11 protein-coding genes and 3 pseudogenes are annotated in these 16,095 nt (G+C 57.3%); 6 read left to right on the plus strand and 8 right to left on the minus strand.

Translation table 11 applies throughout. The features are described 5' to 3' along the window. Nucleotide 1: 1 nt before the first annotated feature. The 3 genes from IVA95_RS28445 to IVA95_RS28455 form a co-directional block, all read right to left on the minus strand. Nucleotides 2-943, minus strand: a complete 942-nt coding sequence (locus IVA95_RS28445; protein WP_247513497.1) for an ABC transporter permease — start codon at nt 941-943, stop codon at nt 2-4. Then, the gene (locus IVA95_RS28450; RefSeq protein WP_247513498.1) at nt 943-2,538 is read right to left on the minus strand and encodes an ABC transporter substrate-binding protein; all 1,596 of its coding nucleotides are present in this window, start codon (nt 2,536-2,538) and stop codon (nt 943-945) included. The genes IVA95_RS28445 and IVA95_RS28450 overlap by 1 nt, the downstream gene beginning before the upstream one ends. A 268-nt stretch (nt 2,539-2,806) precedes the next feature. Next, nucleotides 2,807-2,986: a hypothetical protein gene (locus IVA95_RS28455; RefSeq protein WP_247513499.1), complete on the minus strand. Its 180-nt coding sequence runs from the start codon at nt 2,984-2,986 to the stop codon at nt 2,807-2,809. A gap of 387 nt (nt 2,987-3,373) precedes the next feature. On the opposite strand from IVA95_RS28455, the gene IVA95_RS28460 reads away from it, so the two are divergent. From IVA95_RS28460 to IVA95_RS39145, 4 genes are all read left to right on the plus strand, one after another. After that, nucleotides 3,374-3,514, plus strand: a complete 141-nt coding sequence (locus IVA95_RS28460; protein WP_247513500.1) for a hypothetical protein — start codon at nt 3,374-3,376, stop codon at nt 3,512-3,514. 68 nt (nt 3,515-3,582) lie between these two features. Then, on the plus strand, nt 3,583-3,885 hold the full coding sequence (locus tag IVA95_RS28465; protein WP_247513501.1) for a hypothetical protein: 303 nt from the start codon (nt 3,583-3,585) through the stop codon (nt 3,883-3,885). Nucleotides 3,886-4,009: 124 nt separating this feature from the next. After that, nucleotides 4,010-4,315, plus strand: coding sequence for a class II aldolase/adducin family protein (locus IVA95_RS39140; RefSeq protein WP_346658062.1), 306 nt, complete (start codon nt 4,010-4,012; stop codon nt 4,313-4,315). After that, nucleotides 4,288-4,749: a class II aldolase/adducin family protein gene (locus tag IVA95_RS39145; RefSeq protein ID WP_346658063.1), complete on the plus strand. Its 462-nt coding sequence runs from the start codon at nt 4,288-4,290 to the stop codon at nt 4,747-4,749. Before IVA95_RS39140 ends, IVA95_RS39145 begins: the two co-directional genes overlap by 28 nt. A 180-nt stretch (nt 4,750-4,929) precedes the next feature. Here IVA95_RS39145 and IVA95_RS28475 read toward each other — a convergent pair whose 3' ends face one another. Further along, a complete protein-coding gene (locus tag IVA95_RS28475) occupies nt 4,930-5,871 on the minus strand; it encodes a phytanoyl-CoA dioxygenase family protein (RefSeq protein ID WP_346658074.1) in 942 nt (313 codons plus the stop codon). 498 nt (nt 5,872-6,369) lie between these two features. On the opposite strand from IVA95_RS28475, the gene IVA95_RS28480 reads away from it, so the two are divergent. Together IVA95_RS28480 and IVA95_RS28485 are read left to right on the plus strand one after the other, a co-directional pair. After that, nucleotides 6,370-7,305 carry a cyclase family protein gene (locus tag IVA95_RS28480; RefSeq protein ID WP_247513503.1) on the plus strand — a complete coding sequence of 312 codons (936 nt, stop codon included), beginning with the start codon at nt 6,370-6,372 and terminating at the stop codon, nt 7,303-7,305. 1,493 nt (nt 7,306-8,798) lie between these two features. Continuing rightward, nucleotides 8,799-8,978: a hypothetical protein gene (locus IVA95_RS28485; protein ID WP_247513504.1), complete on the plus strand. Its 180-nt coding sequence runs from the start codon at nt 8,799-8,801 to the stop codon at nt 8,976-8,978. 10 nt (nt 8,979-8,988) lie between these two features. Here IVA95_RS28485 and IVA95_RS28490 read toward each other — a convergent pair. The 4 genes and pseudogenes from IVA95_RS28490 to IVA95_RS28505 all read right to left on the minus strand — a co-directional run bounded on the left by IVA95_RS28490 (nt 8,989) and on the right by IVA95_RS28505 (nt 16,018). Continuing rightward, nucleotides 8,989-10,058: pseudogene (locus tag IVA95_RS28490) on the minus strand (IS630 family transposase). 336 nt (nt 10,059-10,394) lie between these two features. Beyond that, nucleotides 10,395-11,786 carry a CapA family protein gene (locus IVA95_RS28495; protein ID WP_247513505.1) on the minus strand — a complete coding sequence of 464 codons (1,392 nt, stop codon included), beginning with the start codon at nt 11,784-11,786 and terminating at the stop codon, nt 10,395-10,397. 1,208 nt (nt 11,787-12,994) lie between these two features. Further along, nucleotides 12,995-13,387: pseudogene (locus IVA95_RS28500) on the minus strand (CoA-binding protein); the annotation flags it as partial. A gap of 1,522 nt (nt 13,388-14,909) precedes the next feature. Then, nucleotides 14,910-16,018: pseudogene (locus IVA95_RS28505) on the minus strand (IS630 family transposase). Nucleotides 16,019-16,095 lie beyond the last annotated feature (77 nt).

Here is a 16,095-nt window from a genome sequence, read left to right on the forward strand (position 1 = left end):
ATCAATACCGGATACGAGGATCGACCAGTGTGTAAGCAAGATCGACTGCGAGATTAATGAGGACGTAAAGTCCAGAAGCAAGGATCAGCACGCCCTGAATAACTGGATAGTCACGGTTATTGATTGCATCGACGACCAAACGCCCAATACCAGGCAAATTGAACACCGTTTCTGTAATCACCACGCCACCGATCAGGTAGGCGAAGCTTAGGCCGATAACCGTGAGGATCGGGGCGCCCGCATTCTTCAGAGCATGGTGGAAAAGCATGGCATAAGTTGAGGCGCCCTTGGCCGCCGCTGTCCGCATGTAGTCTTCCGACAGGACTTCCAGCATGCTTGTCCTAGTAATCCGCGCGATAAAGGCAATGTAGGACAAACTCAAGGCCGCAGTCGGCAGAATCAAATGCATGAACCACGGCGCGAGCCCATGGTCTATAGACACATATCCCTGGACCGGCAGCCAGCTTGCTTTGAGGGCGAAAACATATGAGAGGAAATAGCCAATGACAAATACCGGAACAGAATAACCAAAGGCGGAGAACGCGGTTAGCGTCCGATCGACAAAGCCGCCGGCGCGCCACGCGGCGAAAATGCCGAAGGACACCCCCGCCGTGGCTGAAAGGATCATCGTCAGGATTGCGAGCGATAAAGTTGGTTCGAGGCGCTGCGAGATCAAGGTGAGAACTGGCAGCCCGGCAAAAGTCGAATTGCCGAAATTGCCGCGAAGGATACCCAGCGCCCAATAGATGAACTGAACCGACAGTGGTGCGTTCAGTCCCAATTGTTCGCGGATACCGGCAACCATGTCTGGCGTCGCACGATCGCCAGCGAGCATGGCTGCGGCATCACCGGGCACCAACCTCAGAAGCAAGAAGATGAAAATCCCGACGATCGCCATGACAGCGATGGCCGCGATCAATCTGCGCAGGACATAAGCGCCCATCACGCCTTAGACCCTGTCTGCATATTCCACATCGGGAGAAGTGCCGGATAGCTTATAAGGCCCGTGAGCGTCTTCCGGCGCGCAATGGGCGTAATAGTTTGCCCCAAGAAAACGAAGCCGACGTCGTCCCACCAGATTTGCTGCATCTTGCGAGCCAGCAGCTTCCGCTCTTCGAGCGTGCTATCAGCCCACTGGACCCGAAGAGCCTCGTATTGGTCATTCTTCCGCCAGCCATTGCCTTTGCCATCCAGAAGCATGTGCGCCGAGGAGAGCGGAGCACCGAAACTGAAATCGATACTGCTCGTCGGGTAGATGTTCCAGCCGCCATTCTCGACGGGCCCCTGGTTCGTCGCGCGCTGTATAAGCGCAGCCCAGTCACTCGGCGCAAGCTCGGCATTAACCCCAATTTTGCGCAGCGTGAGCGCTAGAAGCTGCGCAGTATTACTACCCGCAGCCCAGTTTGTCGGTTGGAGAATTATCACCTTCTCGCCAGCATATCCGGCCTCTTTGAGGAGCTGCTTGGCCTTTTCAGGATCACCGCCTTTTTTGTACCATCCGGTGTTGTCATCATTGACATACGGCGTGTCGGTTCCAAACAACGATGTTATGGGACGATTGTACTTTGGATTTCGATTAAGAACGCGCATGTACGCGTCCTGATCGACAAGATGAAGCAACGCTTGGCGCGCCTTCACGTTGTCGAAGGGCCTCTGCAAAAAGTTTATGTAGAGATAATAGTTATCGCCTGAACGGTGTAGATCTTCAAGCACGAGATTGGGATCGTTTTCGATCATGGGATAAAAATCGGCCAGCGGGTCGCTCACATAATCGAGCTCGCCCGCCTGCAAGGCGGCCAAGGCCGTCTGGACATCGACAGATTCCCAGCTGGCGCGATCTACCTTGACGATCTTACCGCCGGCCAATCCGCTGGGCGGCTCCTGACGCGGGACGTACTTTTCATTCCGATCGTAGACGTACCTCACGCCCGGCCGGAAAAGCGCCTCGTTGAACTTGAACGGCCCCGATCCGATATGGGTAGTCACCGGCCGCGTCGCGGGGTTGTCCGCATCCTTCTCGCGCATGACGAACAGCGCAGCAGCTGTCGAACGCGCCATTTGATCGAGCAATAGCTCCAGCGGTTCTCTGAGGGTTATCGCCAATGTCTTCTCATCTTTTTTGGAGACATCCTTCGTGCGATCCATCACCAACCTTCCGCCGGCAGTCTGACCCCAGCGGCGAATCGAGGCCACGCAATCCGCAGCAGTGACAGGAGTTCCATCGTGGAATCCCAAGCCATCCCGGAGCTCGAACGTATAGGTCTTCTTGTCGTCGGAAACGCCCCACTTTCCGACCATTTGCGGCTGAGGCGAGAATTTAGAGTCGAGAGCAAACAACATGTCGTAAATTGCCAAGCCATGGTCGACAGTTTTATAAGTGGAGTTGGAATATGGGTCGAAGTTGGTAATCTGGCCATTCTGCATTTTTACTGTCCGCGCAGCAGACGGCACTGTTTGCGCCCGCAGGATGGACGGAACTGAGAGGGCTGCTCCCGTGAGCATGCCCGCTTTAAAAAGACTGCGCCGAGAAATCGTCATGTTTCGCCCCCTCGCGAAGGATTAGGCGCCCGGCACATCCACGCCCTTGTGGAAGGTTCAAGAGGCGCATATCCACGTTGAACGTCGGACGACGGTAGCATGTCGACAAAGCCACTTTTCACGCAATTGCTCGCAACGCACGGCGGAATCCTGCATCACACTTCCGAACGAAGGCGCAACTCTGCAAAGCGATGAGACCTGGAGCAAACGCCTCGGATCGTCGGGGACACGACGCCGATGGGTGTGGCGCGGCGGCCCGGGCTACCGGCTAGAACGCCATCCGAACCGAGTCCTCGAAATCCAGAAGTGCGTTCGGCGTCGGTGCGGCCGACGAGCGCGCGCCCTGTTGTACGCGGGTTGCTCGGGAGTATTTGGACCCGACAGGTAGACCTAGTTTGCGCTTGATGACGATCAAATCGATGTGGATGTCGGGCGGCGTCTGCAGCAAACCCGCCTCGATGAGGGCATCGTACCCTGAGGGCGAGCGACAGATTGCGCCAAGTGCGCCTGAAAACTCGCGCCACTGCGGAATGAGTTCCGCAATTGCACCGTGTCTGGCCGTGCGTCAAGACCGGCTGCGTCATCGAGTGTGATGAACTCATTCGTCTCGCACGATCCGAACGCTCGTCGCGAACGGTCGAATGTCCGCTCTCGGGAGGTATGTCGCAAGACCCAGAATTGGGATCATCACCGGCTCGAGCCCGGAAGCTGGATTAGATTTGTGGACAAAGGTGCTACGGGAGAACCTTCGCGGATGGCATCCGCGCGACACCTAAGATGCCGACATGAATGATCCTAACTTCGATTCAAGCTGAGCATTGGTGGCGGAACTGGAATGATCTGCTTCGAGTTTAAGGGAGGCACGGGAACGTCGTCCCGCCTCGTGGGCTATTCGGTGACAGCTATACAGTCGGATGCCCGGTACAAGCGAACTTTAGCATTCGACCGCTCCTCAATATTCTTGGAGTACCAGTAGGACGGCATCTAACATCGATCGCCTCTGGGGCGGTGAGTACGGTTCCATCATCGCGATTGTAGCAACCGATGCACCTCTTCGTTGCCCGCAGCCTCGGTCTGGCCCAGGGCACGGTCAGCAAATACCTCAACCGAGCCCGGCGCGCCGGTCTGACCTGGCCGTTGCCGCCGGAGCTGGATGACGACGTCCACCTCGAGGACAGCCTGTTTCCGCCGCCTTCCGATCGGCCCAGCGACGAGAGTCCACATCCGGACTGGGCGCCCGTGCATCGCGAGCTGCACTCGAACGTGACGCTGATGCTGTTTCGGGAGGAGTATTGCGACGCAAACTCCAACAGCTTCAGAAGTTTCGGGGAATGTCAAAACGCATGAAACCTGCTAATTCTTCTGCCACAAGCGGAATATCCACGACCGAACGGCATTCATCAATGAAAGTTTGGCTTTACCCGCCGCTATGATCCTTCGCATTCCTAACCGCGCTTGAGGAGTAGCGACCATGCTTAACGACGCCTCACAGGAGTGGGAGATCCGCTGCGATTTGGCTGCAGCCTATCGCCTGATCGCCCATTTCGGCATGGACGACTTGATCTCCACGCACCTGTCAGCGCGCTTGCCTGGTAAGACGCATCGTTTTTTGCTCAACCCCTACGGAATGATGTTCGACGAAATCACGGCCTCTAGTCTTGTCGTCGTCGATCCGGATGGGCATGCCATTCAGAAAGAGGACGAGGCCAAGATAAGCAACGCGGGCTTCACGATTCACTCGGCCGTGCAATGGCGCGTGATGATGCCCAATGCGTAATTCACACGCACACCTTGGCAGGAATGGCAGTTGCTGCTCAAGAACAGGGACTGCTTCCATTGAACCAAAAATCGATGTGCTTCTATGGCGATATCGCGTATCACAATTATGAAGGCGTCGCGCTCGATCTTGGCGAGCGCGAGCGTCTCGTGCGCGATCTCGGGACTAAGGACGTGATGATCCCCAAGCATCACGGCTTGCTCACAGTTGGCCGTACCATCTCCGAAGCGTTCCTTAACATGTACCTCTTAGAGCAATCCTGCCGGATCCAGATCGCGGCTGCGCAGGGTGGACAAAGGATCGCTTTACCCTCTGATAAGATCGCTTCCCACACCGCGGAGCAGTTTCAACGCGAAGGCTACAATAGGAATCCACATCCTTGGGCGGCTCTCAAGCGCCGCCTCGATCGCCTAAGTCCCGGTTACGCAACTTGATGCGGTTAAGCGACGCCTTGATCTGTGAGACAGGAATTGAACGGCTACGCACCTTTGTCATTCTGGCGACCCACCACTGATAGCGGCGCGATCGCGAACTCGATCGCGCCGCGATTTGATCGGCGCCGGCGGGTATAAGGTACACGTCGCGAAACGCTGGCAAACTAGTGTGCTGTCCTATTACCGTGTCTTGAGGCGCAGCTCGGGGATCCAGAGCTCCCGCGCACGCAAGCGCTTCCGGGAGGACAGCGCATCGGTCTGCCCGAAGTAAAACCAAGTTGTATAGCCGAGCAGATCGAGCACCCTTTCCGGACTCTGTTCGAGGACGGCAGGATCTAGGCCGAGAAAGAAGTTCTCATTCTGCCTGAATTGCGGACCGACGTAGAAGGTCAATAATCCAATCCCCGGTTCATCCGTGAGGTTCTGACCCGTGCCGTGCCATAACCTTCCATCAAAGAAGACGATACTGCCGGCCTTGCCGGTCGCCGCAATGGTCGGCACCTTGTAAGGCACGGAACTCTCTGGACCAACCGGCAGCAGATGGGAGCCGGGTACGAGGCGTGTGCCTCCATTCTCCTCCGTGAAGTCCGTCAGCAACCAGATCACGTTGCACCCGCAGGGCGGCATGGTTGTGCCCTTTGGCGCACTGTCCTGCGTGTAGCGCTCCCGATCACCGACTCTGACATAAGCCTCCCCTTGACAGGCGGGCACCGGATGCCACCAATTGTCACGATGGAGCGGCTCGAGCATTCCGCCTTTTTTGGCAATGTTCGCCGTGAAGGAGCTTAGGAGGAAATTGGCACCCAGAACATGTTCGGCAAGCTCGAGGGCGACGGGGTGGGTCACCAGGTCGCGCAGGATCTTTCCCTTATTGAGCAGCAGATTCATTCGCTGGTTCACGCCTCCTTTGATCTCGGAAACGTTCTCAGTCAGCGCGCCCCTCGGATCTTCCAATATCCTTTGAGTTGGGTCGGGCCGGCATCTTCGCGCGCCCAGCCGAGGGCTTTTCGGCTGCGGCCCGCTCGACATGCGCTGGCGGACTTGGGCAACTTCACTAGGCGACAAGACGTCCGGAATGATGCAGTAGCCATCCCGAGCGCTGCCGAGAGACTGACTTTTGATACAGGAGCTACTTCAGGCTGTTGGGCCACCATTGCTTATTTCCTCCATGGCATTTTACTTGGCCCAAACTTACCAATTCGATGCACGCGTTCCGAGCTTAGTTTTGCAGCCAATCGACGGAACTCTGCGCGAGATGCCCGGCTGCCGCGTCTTTAGCGCGACCGCTACTTGAACCTCCGAGAGCTTGCTACCATGGATTTAGTCACGCTGTAGCGTCGCCGATCAATCGTATTCTGAGCGCCTCACAATGCTGGCGTTGCTTGTGCGAAAAGCTGCGTATGGTTGCGCTCGCACGCATAATTTCGGTACGACGCCATCTGATTTAGGGCGGGCAGAACCGCTGTGAAGCAGTAAAATTCTCAGGCAGCAGCGGCACTTCATGCTGGCACAGCGACTCCGGTGCGCCGACATCTCAATGAAGAATGCCGAGCAAGCGACGGGCATTTCATCTAATAGCTCCAAGCTGCCCAATATTCTGCAGCGAAAAAGGAACCGGCCATGCGGCCTGCCAATTTTGACTACCTTGCCGACCAGCTGCGCAACTGGGGGCGGTGGGGGGAAGCGGACCAGCGGGGCACACTTAACCACATTGGGCCAGAAACGCTGAAGAATGCGGCGGGCGAAGTGCGCGACGGCAAGCTCTTCAACCTCGGCCTGCGGTTTGATCGGAATGGGCCGCAGCTAGGACATAAGCGGTTCAATCCGATGGTCTACGCGACAGACCTTTTCACTCCGATGGGCCCTGGCGCGCAAGGAGTCTGCTACTCCGATGACGTCATCCACATGCCCCTGCAGTGTTCAACGCAATGGGACGCGCTGGGCCACGTTCACTACGACGGTCACCTTTACAATGGCTGCAACGCGCGCGAATGCCTCACGGAGAACGGCGCGCTCAAGATGGGCATCAACCATCTGGCAACCCCCGGCATCGTTTCGCGCGGCGTGCTCGTCGATATTGCACGGCTAAAGGGAGTCGAACGGCTGCCGCTCAACTACGCGATCACGGTGGATGATCTGAACGCCGCATGCGAGGAGCAAGGCGTAAGCGTCGGCGCCGGCGACATCCTTCTGGTGCACAGCGGCCACATGCTGTGGTTCACGGCGGACGAGGACCGCGACCGCTTTATGGGGGTGCAACCGGGCCTCAGCTATACTTGCGCTGAGTGGGCTCATGACAAGTCGCTGGCTGCCGTAGCTGCAGACAATATGGCTGTGGAGATATTGGACGCCGAGGCGATGGGTTCGGAAATGCCGCTCGCCTTCCACATGCTGGCGCTGCGCGACATGGGCATGCCGCTAGGCGAGATGTTCGATCTAGAGGCATTGGCCGCCGACTGCGCCGCCGACGGTCGCTACAGCTTCCTGCTTGCTGCCCCGCCTCTGGAAGTTACTGGCGGCTTTGGCTCGCCCGTCAACCCGCACGCGCTGAAATAGGCTACGCTTAAGAGCGACGGGTTGGTGGATGAACGCTCACAAAATTCGTTTTCGACCCGCAACTAGTCGTGTCTCCTTTGGGGATGTCTGATAGTTCGGGGTCTGGCACGAGCCCTCTTGCAGCTCATGCGAGGCCTAGATATGCAATGCCAACCGGAGCTCTTGACGAGATTAGCAGCGAAACTTCGCCCACACCGAGCCGTGGATAAAATCCGTCTGAATGGACATCCGCAAACGGGAATAGGCCCTCAAAGACTGACCAATTGCGCTCGGTTAACGGAAAGATCTCTATTATTGATACCGAGCTCAGGCTGAATGTCAGCGGCCACGGAAGAGATGTCTAGGTTTCCGAAATCGCCAGGATGCCGCTCGAATCAAACATCGCCCAATCTGCGGTGAAGTCGGATCAGATTTAGCAGAGTTTCGTCTGATTTCCGATCAAGATGCCGAAGGGCGATCATCACGAATTCGGCCGCGGACCTCGCATAAACTGCACTTCCGATGGCTTGCCTTTCCTTTTGACGGACTTGGGGACGCACGGCCGCAGGAATACACTTTCGCAAGTAAGCGGACGAGGACTACGTTTAGCCGCGCTCCATCATCTTCTTTCTTTCCATGACTACCGCAATGTGTAGCACTGGATTGCAGTCAGTGCTTCCGTCGATCGGGCGTTCGATTGGCATCGCAGATTCGCTGGTAGCGGCCACTTTCTCGCTCTCCTCCCTGTTATGAACCCTCGCCTCACCGTTCTGGGCTCGTGAATCGGATCGGCGTGCTCGTAAGCCACTCATGATCGTCGATCTTGCCGGCGGTTTCCGCTCTGTGGTCTGATGGTAAGCGCTGGCCTGGCCGAATTGGCAACTCCCACGATCGTCTTCGGATTTTCCTGGTCTGTCGCGCGATCTACGGGCTCTTTGGCTCGGCAGCAGCCCGGCGAGTCAGACCTATATCGCGGAGCGGACGTGCCCCGCCGAGCGCACGAGGTGGATGTCGAGCATCCCTGGGGCGTGCAGCCTTGGCACCCTGGTTGGCCCAGTGCTGGCGCCGCTCTTCATCATTGGCGTCTTTGGATTCGCAGGCCCCTTGTATGCGTTTGCCCTGATCGCCGTGATAATGATCGTCGTCGTCGCGCTCTATCTAGATGAGGCGCCGATCTTCGTAACGAAGCCGCCGTTTCGGAGTGATAAGACGTCGCGTGAACAGCTGTGGCTTCGCTGCAACTTTGCCCCTTCATCGCTTACAGCTTCCTGCTCTTGGTCTGTCAGAATGCGCTGGCACAGACGTTGGGTTTTCTGATCATCGACAAAACGAGCAACCTGACCTCCCATCCGCGGCCTGCTGCGAGTAGCTGAATGTGCCACGGTCATCGTGGGGTATGCCTTGGCTCGCCTCGGCTTCTCCTTGGCCCGACCACGATTCATCGTCGGTGCGTCCCTTTCCTTCCGATAAAGGAGCAGGCCCGCGTAGCCGGAGCTATCGGTGCCCTCAACGGCGTGAACGTGCTGTTCGCGCCGTTCGCGGTGAGCCTCTACGAGGTTTTCGCACCGGGTCCATTTCTCCTACAGTCCGCTGTGGTCGCGGGTCTGCTCGCATCTGCCCATTTCAGTCCAACGCTGCGCAATGTTGGCAACCGCGTCAGGACCGAGGAGATCAATAAGGAATTTTCGCTCTAGTCACGTGAATCTAAAGTTCACCACATAAAGTCTGCTGGGCTTTGTGGCAGAAGCGTTTGACCGAAGCCAAAATCTGGTCTGCGGACTTGGTCCATTTGAAGGGCTTCGGGTTTTTGTTGTGCAGGTCGATGAAGGAGCGGATGTCGGCCTCAAGCTGCCTGACGAGGTGTGAACACCTCGCTGGATCTGCTTTCTGGTGAGTTCAGCGAACCAGCGCTCGACCTGATTGATCCATGACGCGGAAGTCGGCGTGAAGTGGACATGATAATGCGGGCGGCGGGCGAGCCACGCTTTGACCTTGGGTGTCTTGTGGGTGGCGTAGTTGTCCATGACGATATGGACATCGAGCCCTTCAGGAACTTGAGCATCGATCTCCTTTAAAAACTTCAAGAACTCAACTGCCCGGTGGCGCTTGTAGCATTTGCCGATGACGAACCCCGAGGCGATATCGAGTGCTGCAAACAGCGTGGTCGTACCATGCCGCAGATAGCCGTGCGTACGACGTTCCGGCACGCCCGGCATCATCGGTTGCTCGCGATCGAGCGCCTGAATCTGGCTCTTCTCATCGATGCTGAGAACGGGTGGGGATAGGTAAAGGCCGACGATATCGCGCACCTTGTCGACGAACAGCGGATCGCTCGACAGCTTGAATGTCTGGCTGCGGTGCGGCTGCAAGCCGAACGCCGCCCACGTTCGACGGATCGTGGTGTGGGAAAAGCCAGTTTCCGCAGCCATCGATCGGATCGACCAGTGCGTCGCATCGGCCGGCGTCGTGCGCGTCCGCTCGATCACAGCCGCAACCTGATCGTCGTTGATGGTGCGAGGGCGGCCAGGGCGGGCTTCGTCAAGGAGGCCGTCACAGCGATCCTTCAGAAATCGGCGGCGCCACTTGCCAACGGTGTGTTCATGGATGCCGAGTTCGGCAGCCACGGACTTGCTTGGCAAGCCATCCACACCGCAGGATCGCGCGGCACCGCTCAGATAGCGACCGGGCCGAACTTGCCTCTCTAAGTACGCTCGCTCCTGCGCACTCAGCACCAACGGCTCGATTGGCCGGCCTCTCACACCCGCATTCGTCACAAGCGCTCTCCTCTATCGAGAGATTCGAGCTATCATATAATGTGACCAACTTGCGTTCCAGATGACTAGGACATCTTCGAGTTTCTCGGCGCTGCTGCCACGCCCGGCGTCGCGGCATCAGGCTTGCTGACGAGGCGTTCAGGCGCGAGTACAGACGGGCGATAGGGTTAGTTTACGAAGACGAAGCGCACACCTCACCCATTCCCGAGCGGTGGCGCGCTTCACATAGTCCTCGCGATTGGAAGCGAGATGATATCACTCGCAATGGCGCGTGCCGACATGACTACCCCTCCCGATATAGTGCTCGCAAGCATCCGAAGTCCGCAAACCCGCGCATTAACGCGTTCCGACAGTGGGCTTGACGCTTGTCTCGACGGAGGTAGCCGCTGAACGGAGCCTTATCACGCCGACACCGCTTTCTATGGCAATATGCGTTCCGTATGGTTCTGACAGCCTTTGGAGACGCTCAAGAATGGCTTGTCCGTGCGCAGGCGGGGCAAGGCGCGGCACTCCTCGATCGGCCAGCCTCTTCGTGAAGTTCAACTCGATCGGAAAGAGACGAAGTTCGACAAGCTGATTCTGTTCGAATCGACTTACGGCTACAACACTTTCGTAATAAACGGGATTGGCGAAATCGCCCTTCATAGCAGCCGCAATCACATCGGGTACCGTGTCTTTTCTTGGATCCAGGCCATAATATTCAAAATAATCTGCACCCTCGACGGGATTTAGATTGTCGAAGAGGAAGTTCCCCAGACTATAAAAGATCGGGCGGCCCTTGTAGATTTCGATTCCGCGCAAGATGTGTGGTCCGTGGGCGATATGCGCATCGGCTCCGACATCGATCGTCTTGCGCGCAAAGACCTGTGCGTAGTCCGAGGGCACTTCACTCCAGTTGCCAGGATTGTGATCGTGGTTGCTAACGATCAAAAAGTCCGAAAGTTGCTTCCCCTCACGGATGTTGCGCAAGATCGTCGTCTCATCGTGTGCGTTGGGCTCGAAACTGTATCCTATTTTGTTCCCCGCGCGGTAGACGGTGTCAGCCACAACGACCTGATTTGGGTTCCCACCTTCTTCAATCGGTCCGGGTAGCCCGTTGCGGATCCGACGCAGGCTCTCCAGCATGTCTGGCGCCACTACAACAATTCGCGTCAGGCGAAGCGCGCTTAGTCCGGGTCTGCCTGGCGCCTGACCCGCTGCATCGGCAGCCCGGGAGGCCGAAGGGAAAGTCATGGTTAACGAGATGAGTCCGATGCGGCCGCGGCGGGTCTCCAAAAAATGAGGGGCCGCGGCTTGAGCCAAATTTTCACCTGAGCCCGCATGAACGATACCTATCTGGTCGAGCACTTCGGTTGTTTCCCGCATACCTTCGATACCCCAGTCGTAGGCATGGTTGTTCGCACGTGCCATCATGTTGAAACCAACGGCTTTTAGGTCAGGGGCCACGGCAGGCGTCGCGACGTGATAGGCATCCCCGTTGACGGTCGGTCCTCCCTTCGAGGTCCTGAGATCAGTTAAATTTGTTTCAAGGTTCCCAAAACTGACATCGGCGTCCTGCAGGATCTTGGCGACTGGACTCAAGGTGGCCGCCTGAACAATGGTATGAGGCCGCCTCATCATGACATCACCGACCGCAGCCAGTGTGAAGCCGTCGACTACATTTGTTTCGGTAGAGCCGAGGAAATCGAAGCTGGCGGTCTCGCAGCGCGCTCGCGATTGAATTACCAAGTTGGGTTCCCCCTTGCTCTCAACAGCCGCCCACGCAGGCTTCCATTGACGACTACGGCCAGTGACTCGGCCGCCACTACGATAGAGTGAATTAGCGCACCTTTTCGCTCGAAGACTGAGGGGTGGTGCGCACAAAAACAGCGTCGAAATCAGACCTTTGCTCATTTCAGGCGCGGAGTAGTTTGTACTAGATTCAGACGACCTCAAGTCCGCTGCCTTCTTATTTCTCTTGCAGGGGCACCAGATGGGGCATCACCTCAATAAATGGCCGGCATCAGTTGCCCAATATTTGAAGATGTACACTTCCCGGGCTGGAAGTTGATGAGGCGCTGGCCACGCAGCCAGTTCTCCACCTTGATCGGGGGAGCGGGTGAATTGACGTGCAGCGCGTTCTTCACCGACTAGACTTGCGCTCTCCGTAAGATTGGACATATTTTGATCTCACTATGCCTGATGCCTGCCCCCTCGAACATGATTTAGCAACTCGCATGCCAGCCAAGTCCCTCACTGACAATGCTGCAGTTTTCAAATCACGGCTGTTGGTTTTGCGACGTGTATCGCATGTCCGACAATCGGTTTGGAAGCTTTGCAGCAATCGATGGGCTATATCATTGAAGTCCACGAAGGCGGCGCTCGACGCTTGGCCGAAAAGGACCTGGTGTGTTGGGACGCCATTGATCGAGTTCAGCTTGACGAACCGCTGAGGCCGGACGTTCGGGGAGTGCCTTATGGCAGTCGAGCATGATTGCTCGGTCACCAGCGACACGGGAACGCCATACGGTTCAAGTCGTCAAGAATTCCGGTCGACGCCGTCGTTGGAAATCCCACGACCGTCAGAGCCCGAGAAACGAGTCGCCGACCATCGCTTCGATGTCCGCCCGTCTAATCGACGCTGAGCCCGGCGCGTATCCCCCATAAATGTTGTTTGAGATGGCTAGACGTATGTCTGATCACAGATACCGCGTCGTTTGAACATCAGAAATCCCTTCGAATTCGAAGCCCGAAAGGTACTTGATGACATCAGAATTTTCACGGTCTTTAGAATTTTCACAGTCTTTGGGCTCTCTCCGAAAGCCAACTGGCTGGACGCGGCAGGGAAGATCTTTGCTGAACAAAGCCGAGTGCCCGCTTCGCAATGACAATCCCTTTGTGATAGTTCGGCAGGGCCTGTTCGAATGGATCCGACCCCAAAATACTAGCCCGCCGTAGCTCAGCGACGACAGACGGTAGCTAGCCAGCGGTCCGATGACGTGCAAAAGCTTTAGCGTCTCGATGAAGGTGGAAATGGAATCGACGCGGGGGATTCCGAGGCACCTCAGGAAGGCGCCAGGTGCGGCGTAAGAGCCGGCAAGCGAGGCGGAATGCGAACTGTCGCCTGACGCGCCTGCTCAGAACGACCAGCTTTCATCGCGAAGATCGGCTTCCTCGGTTCCCGCGCCCACGCTGCCAGCGTTTCGAAACCGGCGACGGTATCGAAGCTCACGACGTGCAGGCCGCCAAGCGCAGTTGCGCGATTGTCCTCGATCAGGCCGAGCGCCATTTCGGAAATGACCGCTCTGCGCCTGATTCCCGGCGGTCATCAGAAAAGCGATTGGCTGGCCACTCGGGCTTCCTCGTCCATTTTGACGGCGACGATGACCTTTCGAGTTCTTCAACGCGGCTTGCGTACATCGGAGGCTGGGGTCAAGGTCGGCGTAAGAAATAAGTTTCGGCCTGTGGCTCGGCGCAATTACAGCTAGCGCGCTCCTCATCAGTGATCGCAGATATCAGCAGTGACGGCCCCTAGGCACTCGCACCCAGATCAATGGGTACGCAAACGCCATTGACTCCGGAAGCACAAGGGCTCGCTAGAAAGCCTACGGCTGCGGCCAACTCGTGAACGTCTACGAAGCGATTGCTTGGTTGCGACGCGCGACCGCCTGAACCTCTACCTGACCACGCATCGTGCCACATCCATCCCGGTGCAACGGCATTGACAGTCAGGCAGCGCAGATCCTTCAGGCGCGGCAACGCGGACCAGACCGAGAGCTCCGTGCTTTGCGGCAACATACGCGGCCTTCCGGGCAGCCCCTCGGAAGCTTGCCGTTGATGCCGTGACCACAACGCGACCACCGGGGGATCTCGCCAAAGCCGGCCACGCCGCCTTTAGCGCGAAAAACGGTCCGTTCAGCATCACAGCTCGAAGGCGTTCCCATTCGGGGTCCAGAAAATGATCGAGCGGTGCGCCGAACTGACATCCAGCGTTCAATGCGAGGATGTCGAGACGTCCAGCAGTCGCAAGTACATGGGCAACCATGTCCCGATTCCCGCTCGGACTGGACAGATCCGCATGCAGAACAGGCCGTCGGCGTCGGTCAGTAGATCCTTGATGCCGACGCATACCCTCGCCAAAGATGTCCACACCGTCCACGTCCGCCCCGCGTTCAGATAGTTCGATAACGATGGCCTTGCCAAGCCCTCCCGCCGCTCCAGTCACGATCGCGACTCGCCCGTCAAGCGACCATCCACGCGCGCGACATTGCTGTTCGTGCCCGTTGTTCAAAGAGTCTCGCACTTGCGCGGAAGCGCTGCCAGCCGGCGGAGCATGTCGGTGATCAGGAGTTACTAACGAATGAGAGGTGCAGGATCTCATGAATGAAATATCGCAGCTTCTATCTAATTTCCCCAAAATAGGAAGAGCGTGGCAGCGCAACTTCGAGAAGTTCGCAGCTTCTCTGCGGTCAGTCAGACCTGTGATGTCGCCGCAGCCGTCACTGCTCGCCCCCTGGCCGGCAGCTTCATGGTTTGCGACATACTTTACTTTAAAGGATGTCCTCGCCGGAGCAGTTCAAGGGTGATGCGCGTAAACGTAGCCTGCAACTTGTCTTGAATGCTCTTCACGTGCAGCGCGGCAGCTGGTAACTTTTTTCCCGATGTTGCAAGCGCGGCGCCTCTTTTGAGGAAACGCAGCTCGACTGTGTAAGTGACCGTGGGCTCGCGCGGCGCGATCTTTACTCATATTCGGCGACGCACTTACCCTCGCCCTTTCCGACATCAAGCTCGCCGCGGTCATAGCACCAGCCAAGATGCACTATGTGTCCTGCATCGCCTACCATTCTGCGGCTGACAGCTAGTCACGTGAATCTAAAGTTCGCCACATAAAGTTTGCTGGGCTTTGTGGCAGAAGCGTTTGACGGAAGCCAAAATCTGGTCTGCGGACTTGGTCCATTTGAAGGGCTTTGGATTTTTATTGTGCAGGTCGATGAAGGCACGGATGTCGGCTTCGAGCTGCCTGACGGAAGTGTGGACACCTCGCTGGATCTGCTTTCTGGTGAGTTCAGCGAACCAGCGCTCGACCTGATTGATCCATGACGCGGAAGTCGGCGTGAAGTGGACGTGATAATGGGGCCGGCGAGCGAGCCACGCTTTGATCTTGGGTGTCTTGTGGGTGGCGTAGTTGTCCATGACGATATGAACATCGAGCCCTTCAGGGACTTGACCATCGATCTCTTTGAGAAATTTCAAGAACTCGACTGCCCGATGGCGCTTGTAGCATTTGCCGATGATGAACCCGGACGCAACATCAAGTGCTGCAAACAGCGTGGTCGTACCATGCCGCACATAGCTGTGCGTGCGACGTTCCGGCACCCCAGGCATCATTGGCAAGACTGGCTGCTCGCGATCGAGTGCCTGACTCTGACTTTTCTCATCGATGCTGAGGACAAGGGCTCGGTTCGGCGGGGACATGTAAAGGCCGACGATATCGCGGACCTTGTCGACGAACAGCCGATCGCTCGACAGCTTGAATGTCTGGCTACGGTGCGGCTGCAGGCCGAATGCCGCCCACATTCGGCGGATCGTGGTGTGGGAAAAGCCAGTTTCCGCAGCCATCGAACGGATCGACCAGTGCGTCGCGTCGGTGGGCGTCGTACGCAATGTCCGCTCGATTACCTCAGCAACCTGATCGTCGTTGATGGTTCGAGGACGGCCAGGGCGGGCCTCGTCAAGCAGGCCATCACAGCGATCCTTCAAAACCGGCGACGCCACTTGCCAACGGTATGTTCGTGGAGGCCGAGTTCTGGAGCCACAGACTTGCTTGGCAAGCCATCCGCGCATCGCAGGATCGCGCGGCATCGCTCAGATAGCGACCGGGCAACACGATGACGACGAACCTGCCTCTCCAAGTACGCCCGCCCTTGCTGACTCAGCGCCAACGGCGCGATCGGCCGGCCTCGCTCACCTGCATTCGCCACGAGCACTCTCCTCTGTAGAGATTCGAGCTATCAACTAATGTGACGAACTTGCGTTCCAGATGACTAGGACCACCCAG

The sequence above is a fragment of the Bradyrhizobium sp. 157 genome, from assembly GCF_023073815.1.
Lineage (GTDB): Bacteria > Pseudomonadota > Alphaproteobacteria > Rhizobiales > Xanthobacteraceae > Bradyrhizobium.

Bases quoted from the DNA above. Each gene is read 5' to 3' on its own strand.
- IVA95_RS28445 (WP_247513497.1), bottom strand. From the start codon at position 943: ATGGGCGCTTATGTCCTGCGCAGATTGATCGCGGCCATCGCTGTCATG.
- IVA95_RS28450 (WP_247513498.1), bottom strand. From the start codon at position 2,538: ATGACGATTTCTCGGCGCAGTCTTTTTAAAGCGGGCATGCTCACGGGA.
- IVA95_RS28460 (WP_247513500.1), top strand. From the start codon at position 3,374: ATGATCTGCTTCGAGTTTAAGGGAGGCACGGGAACGTCGTCCCGCCTC.
- IVA95_RS28465 (WP_247513501.1), top strand. From the start codon at position 3,583: ATGCACCTCTTCGTTGCCCGCAGCCTCGGTCTGGCCCAGGGCACGGTC.
- IVA95_RS39140 (WP_346658062.1), top strand. From the start codon at position 4,010: ATGCTTAACGACGCCTCACAGGAGTGGGAGATCCGCTGCGATTTGGCT.
- IVA95_RS39145 (WP_346658063.1), top strand. From the start codon at position 4,288: ATGGCGCGTGATGATGCCCAATGCGTAATTCACACGCACACCTTGGCA.
- IVA95_RS28480 (WP_247513503.1), top strand. From the start codon at position 6,370: ATGCGGCCTGCCAATTTTGACTACCTTGCCGACCAGCTGCGCAACTGG.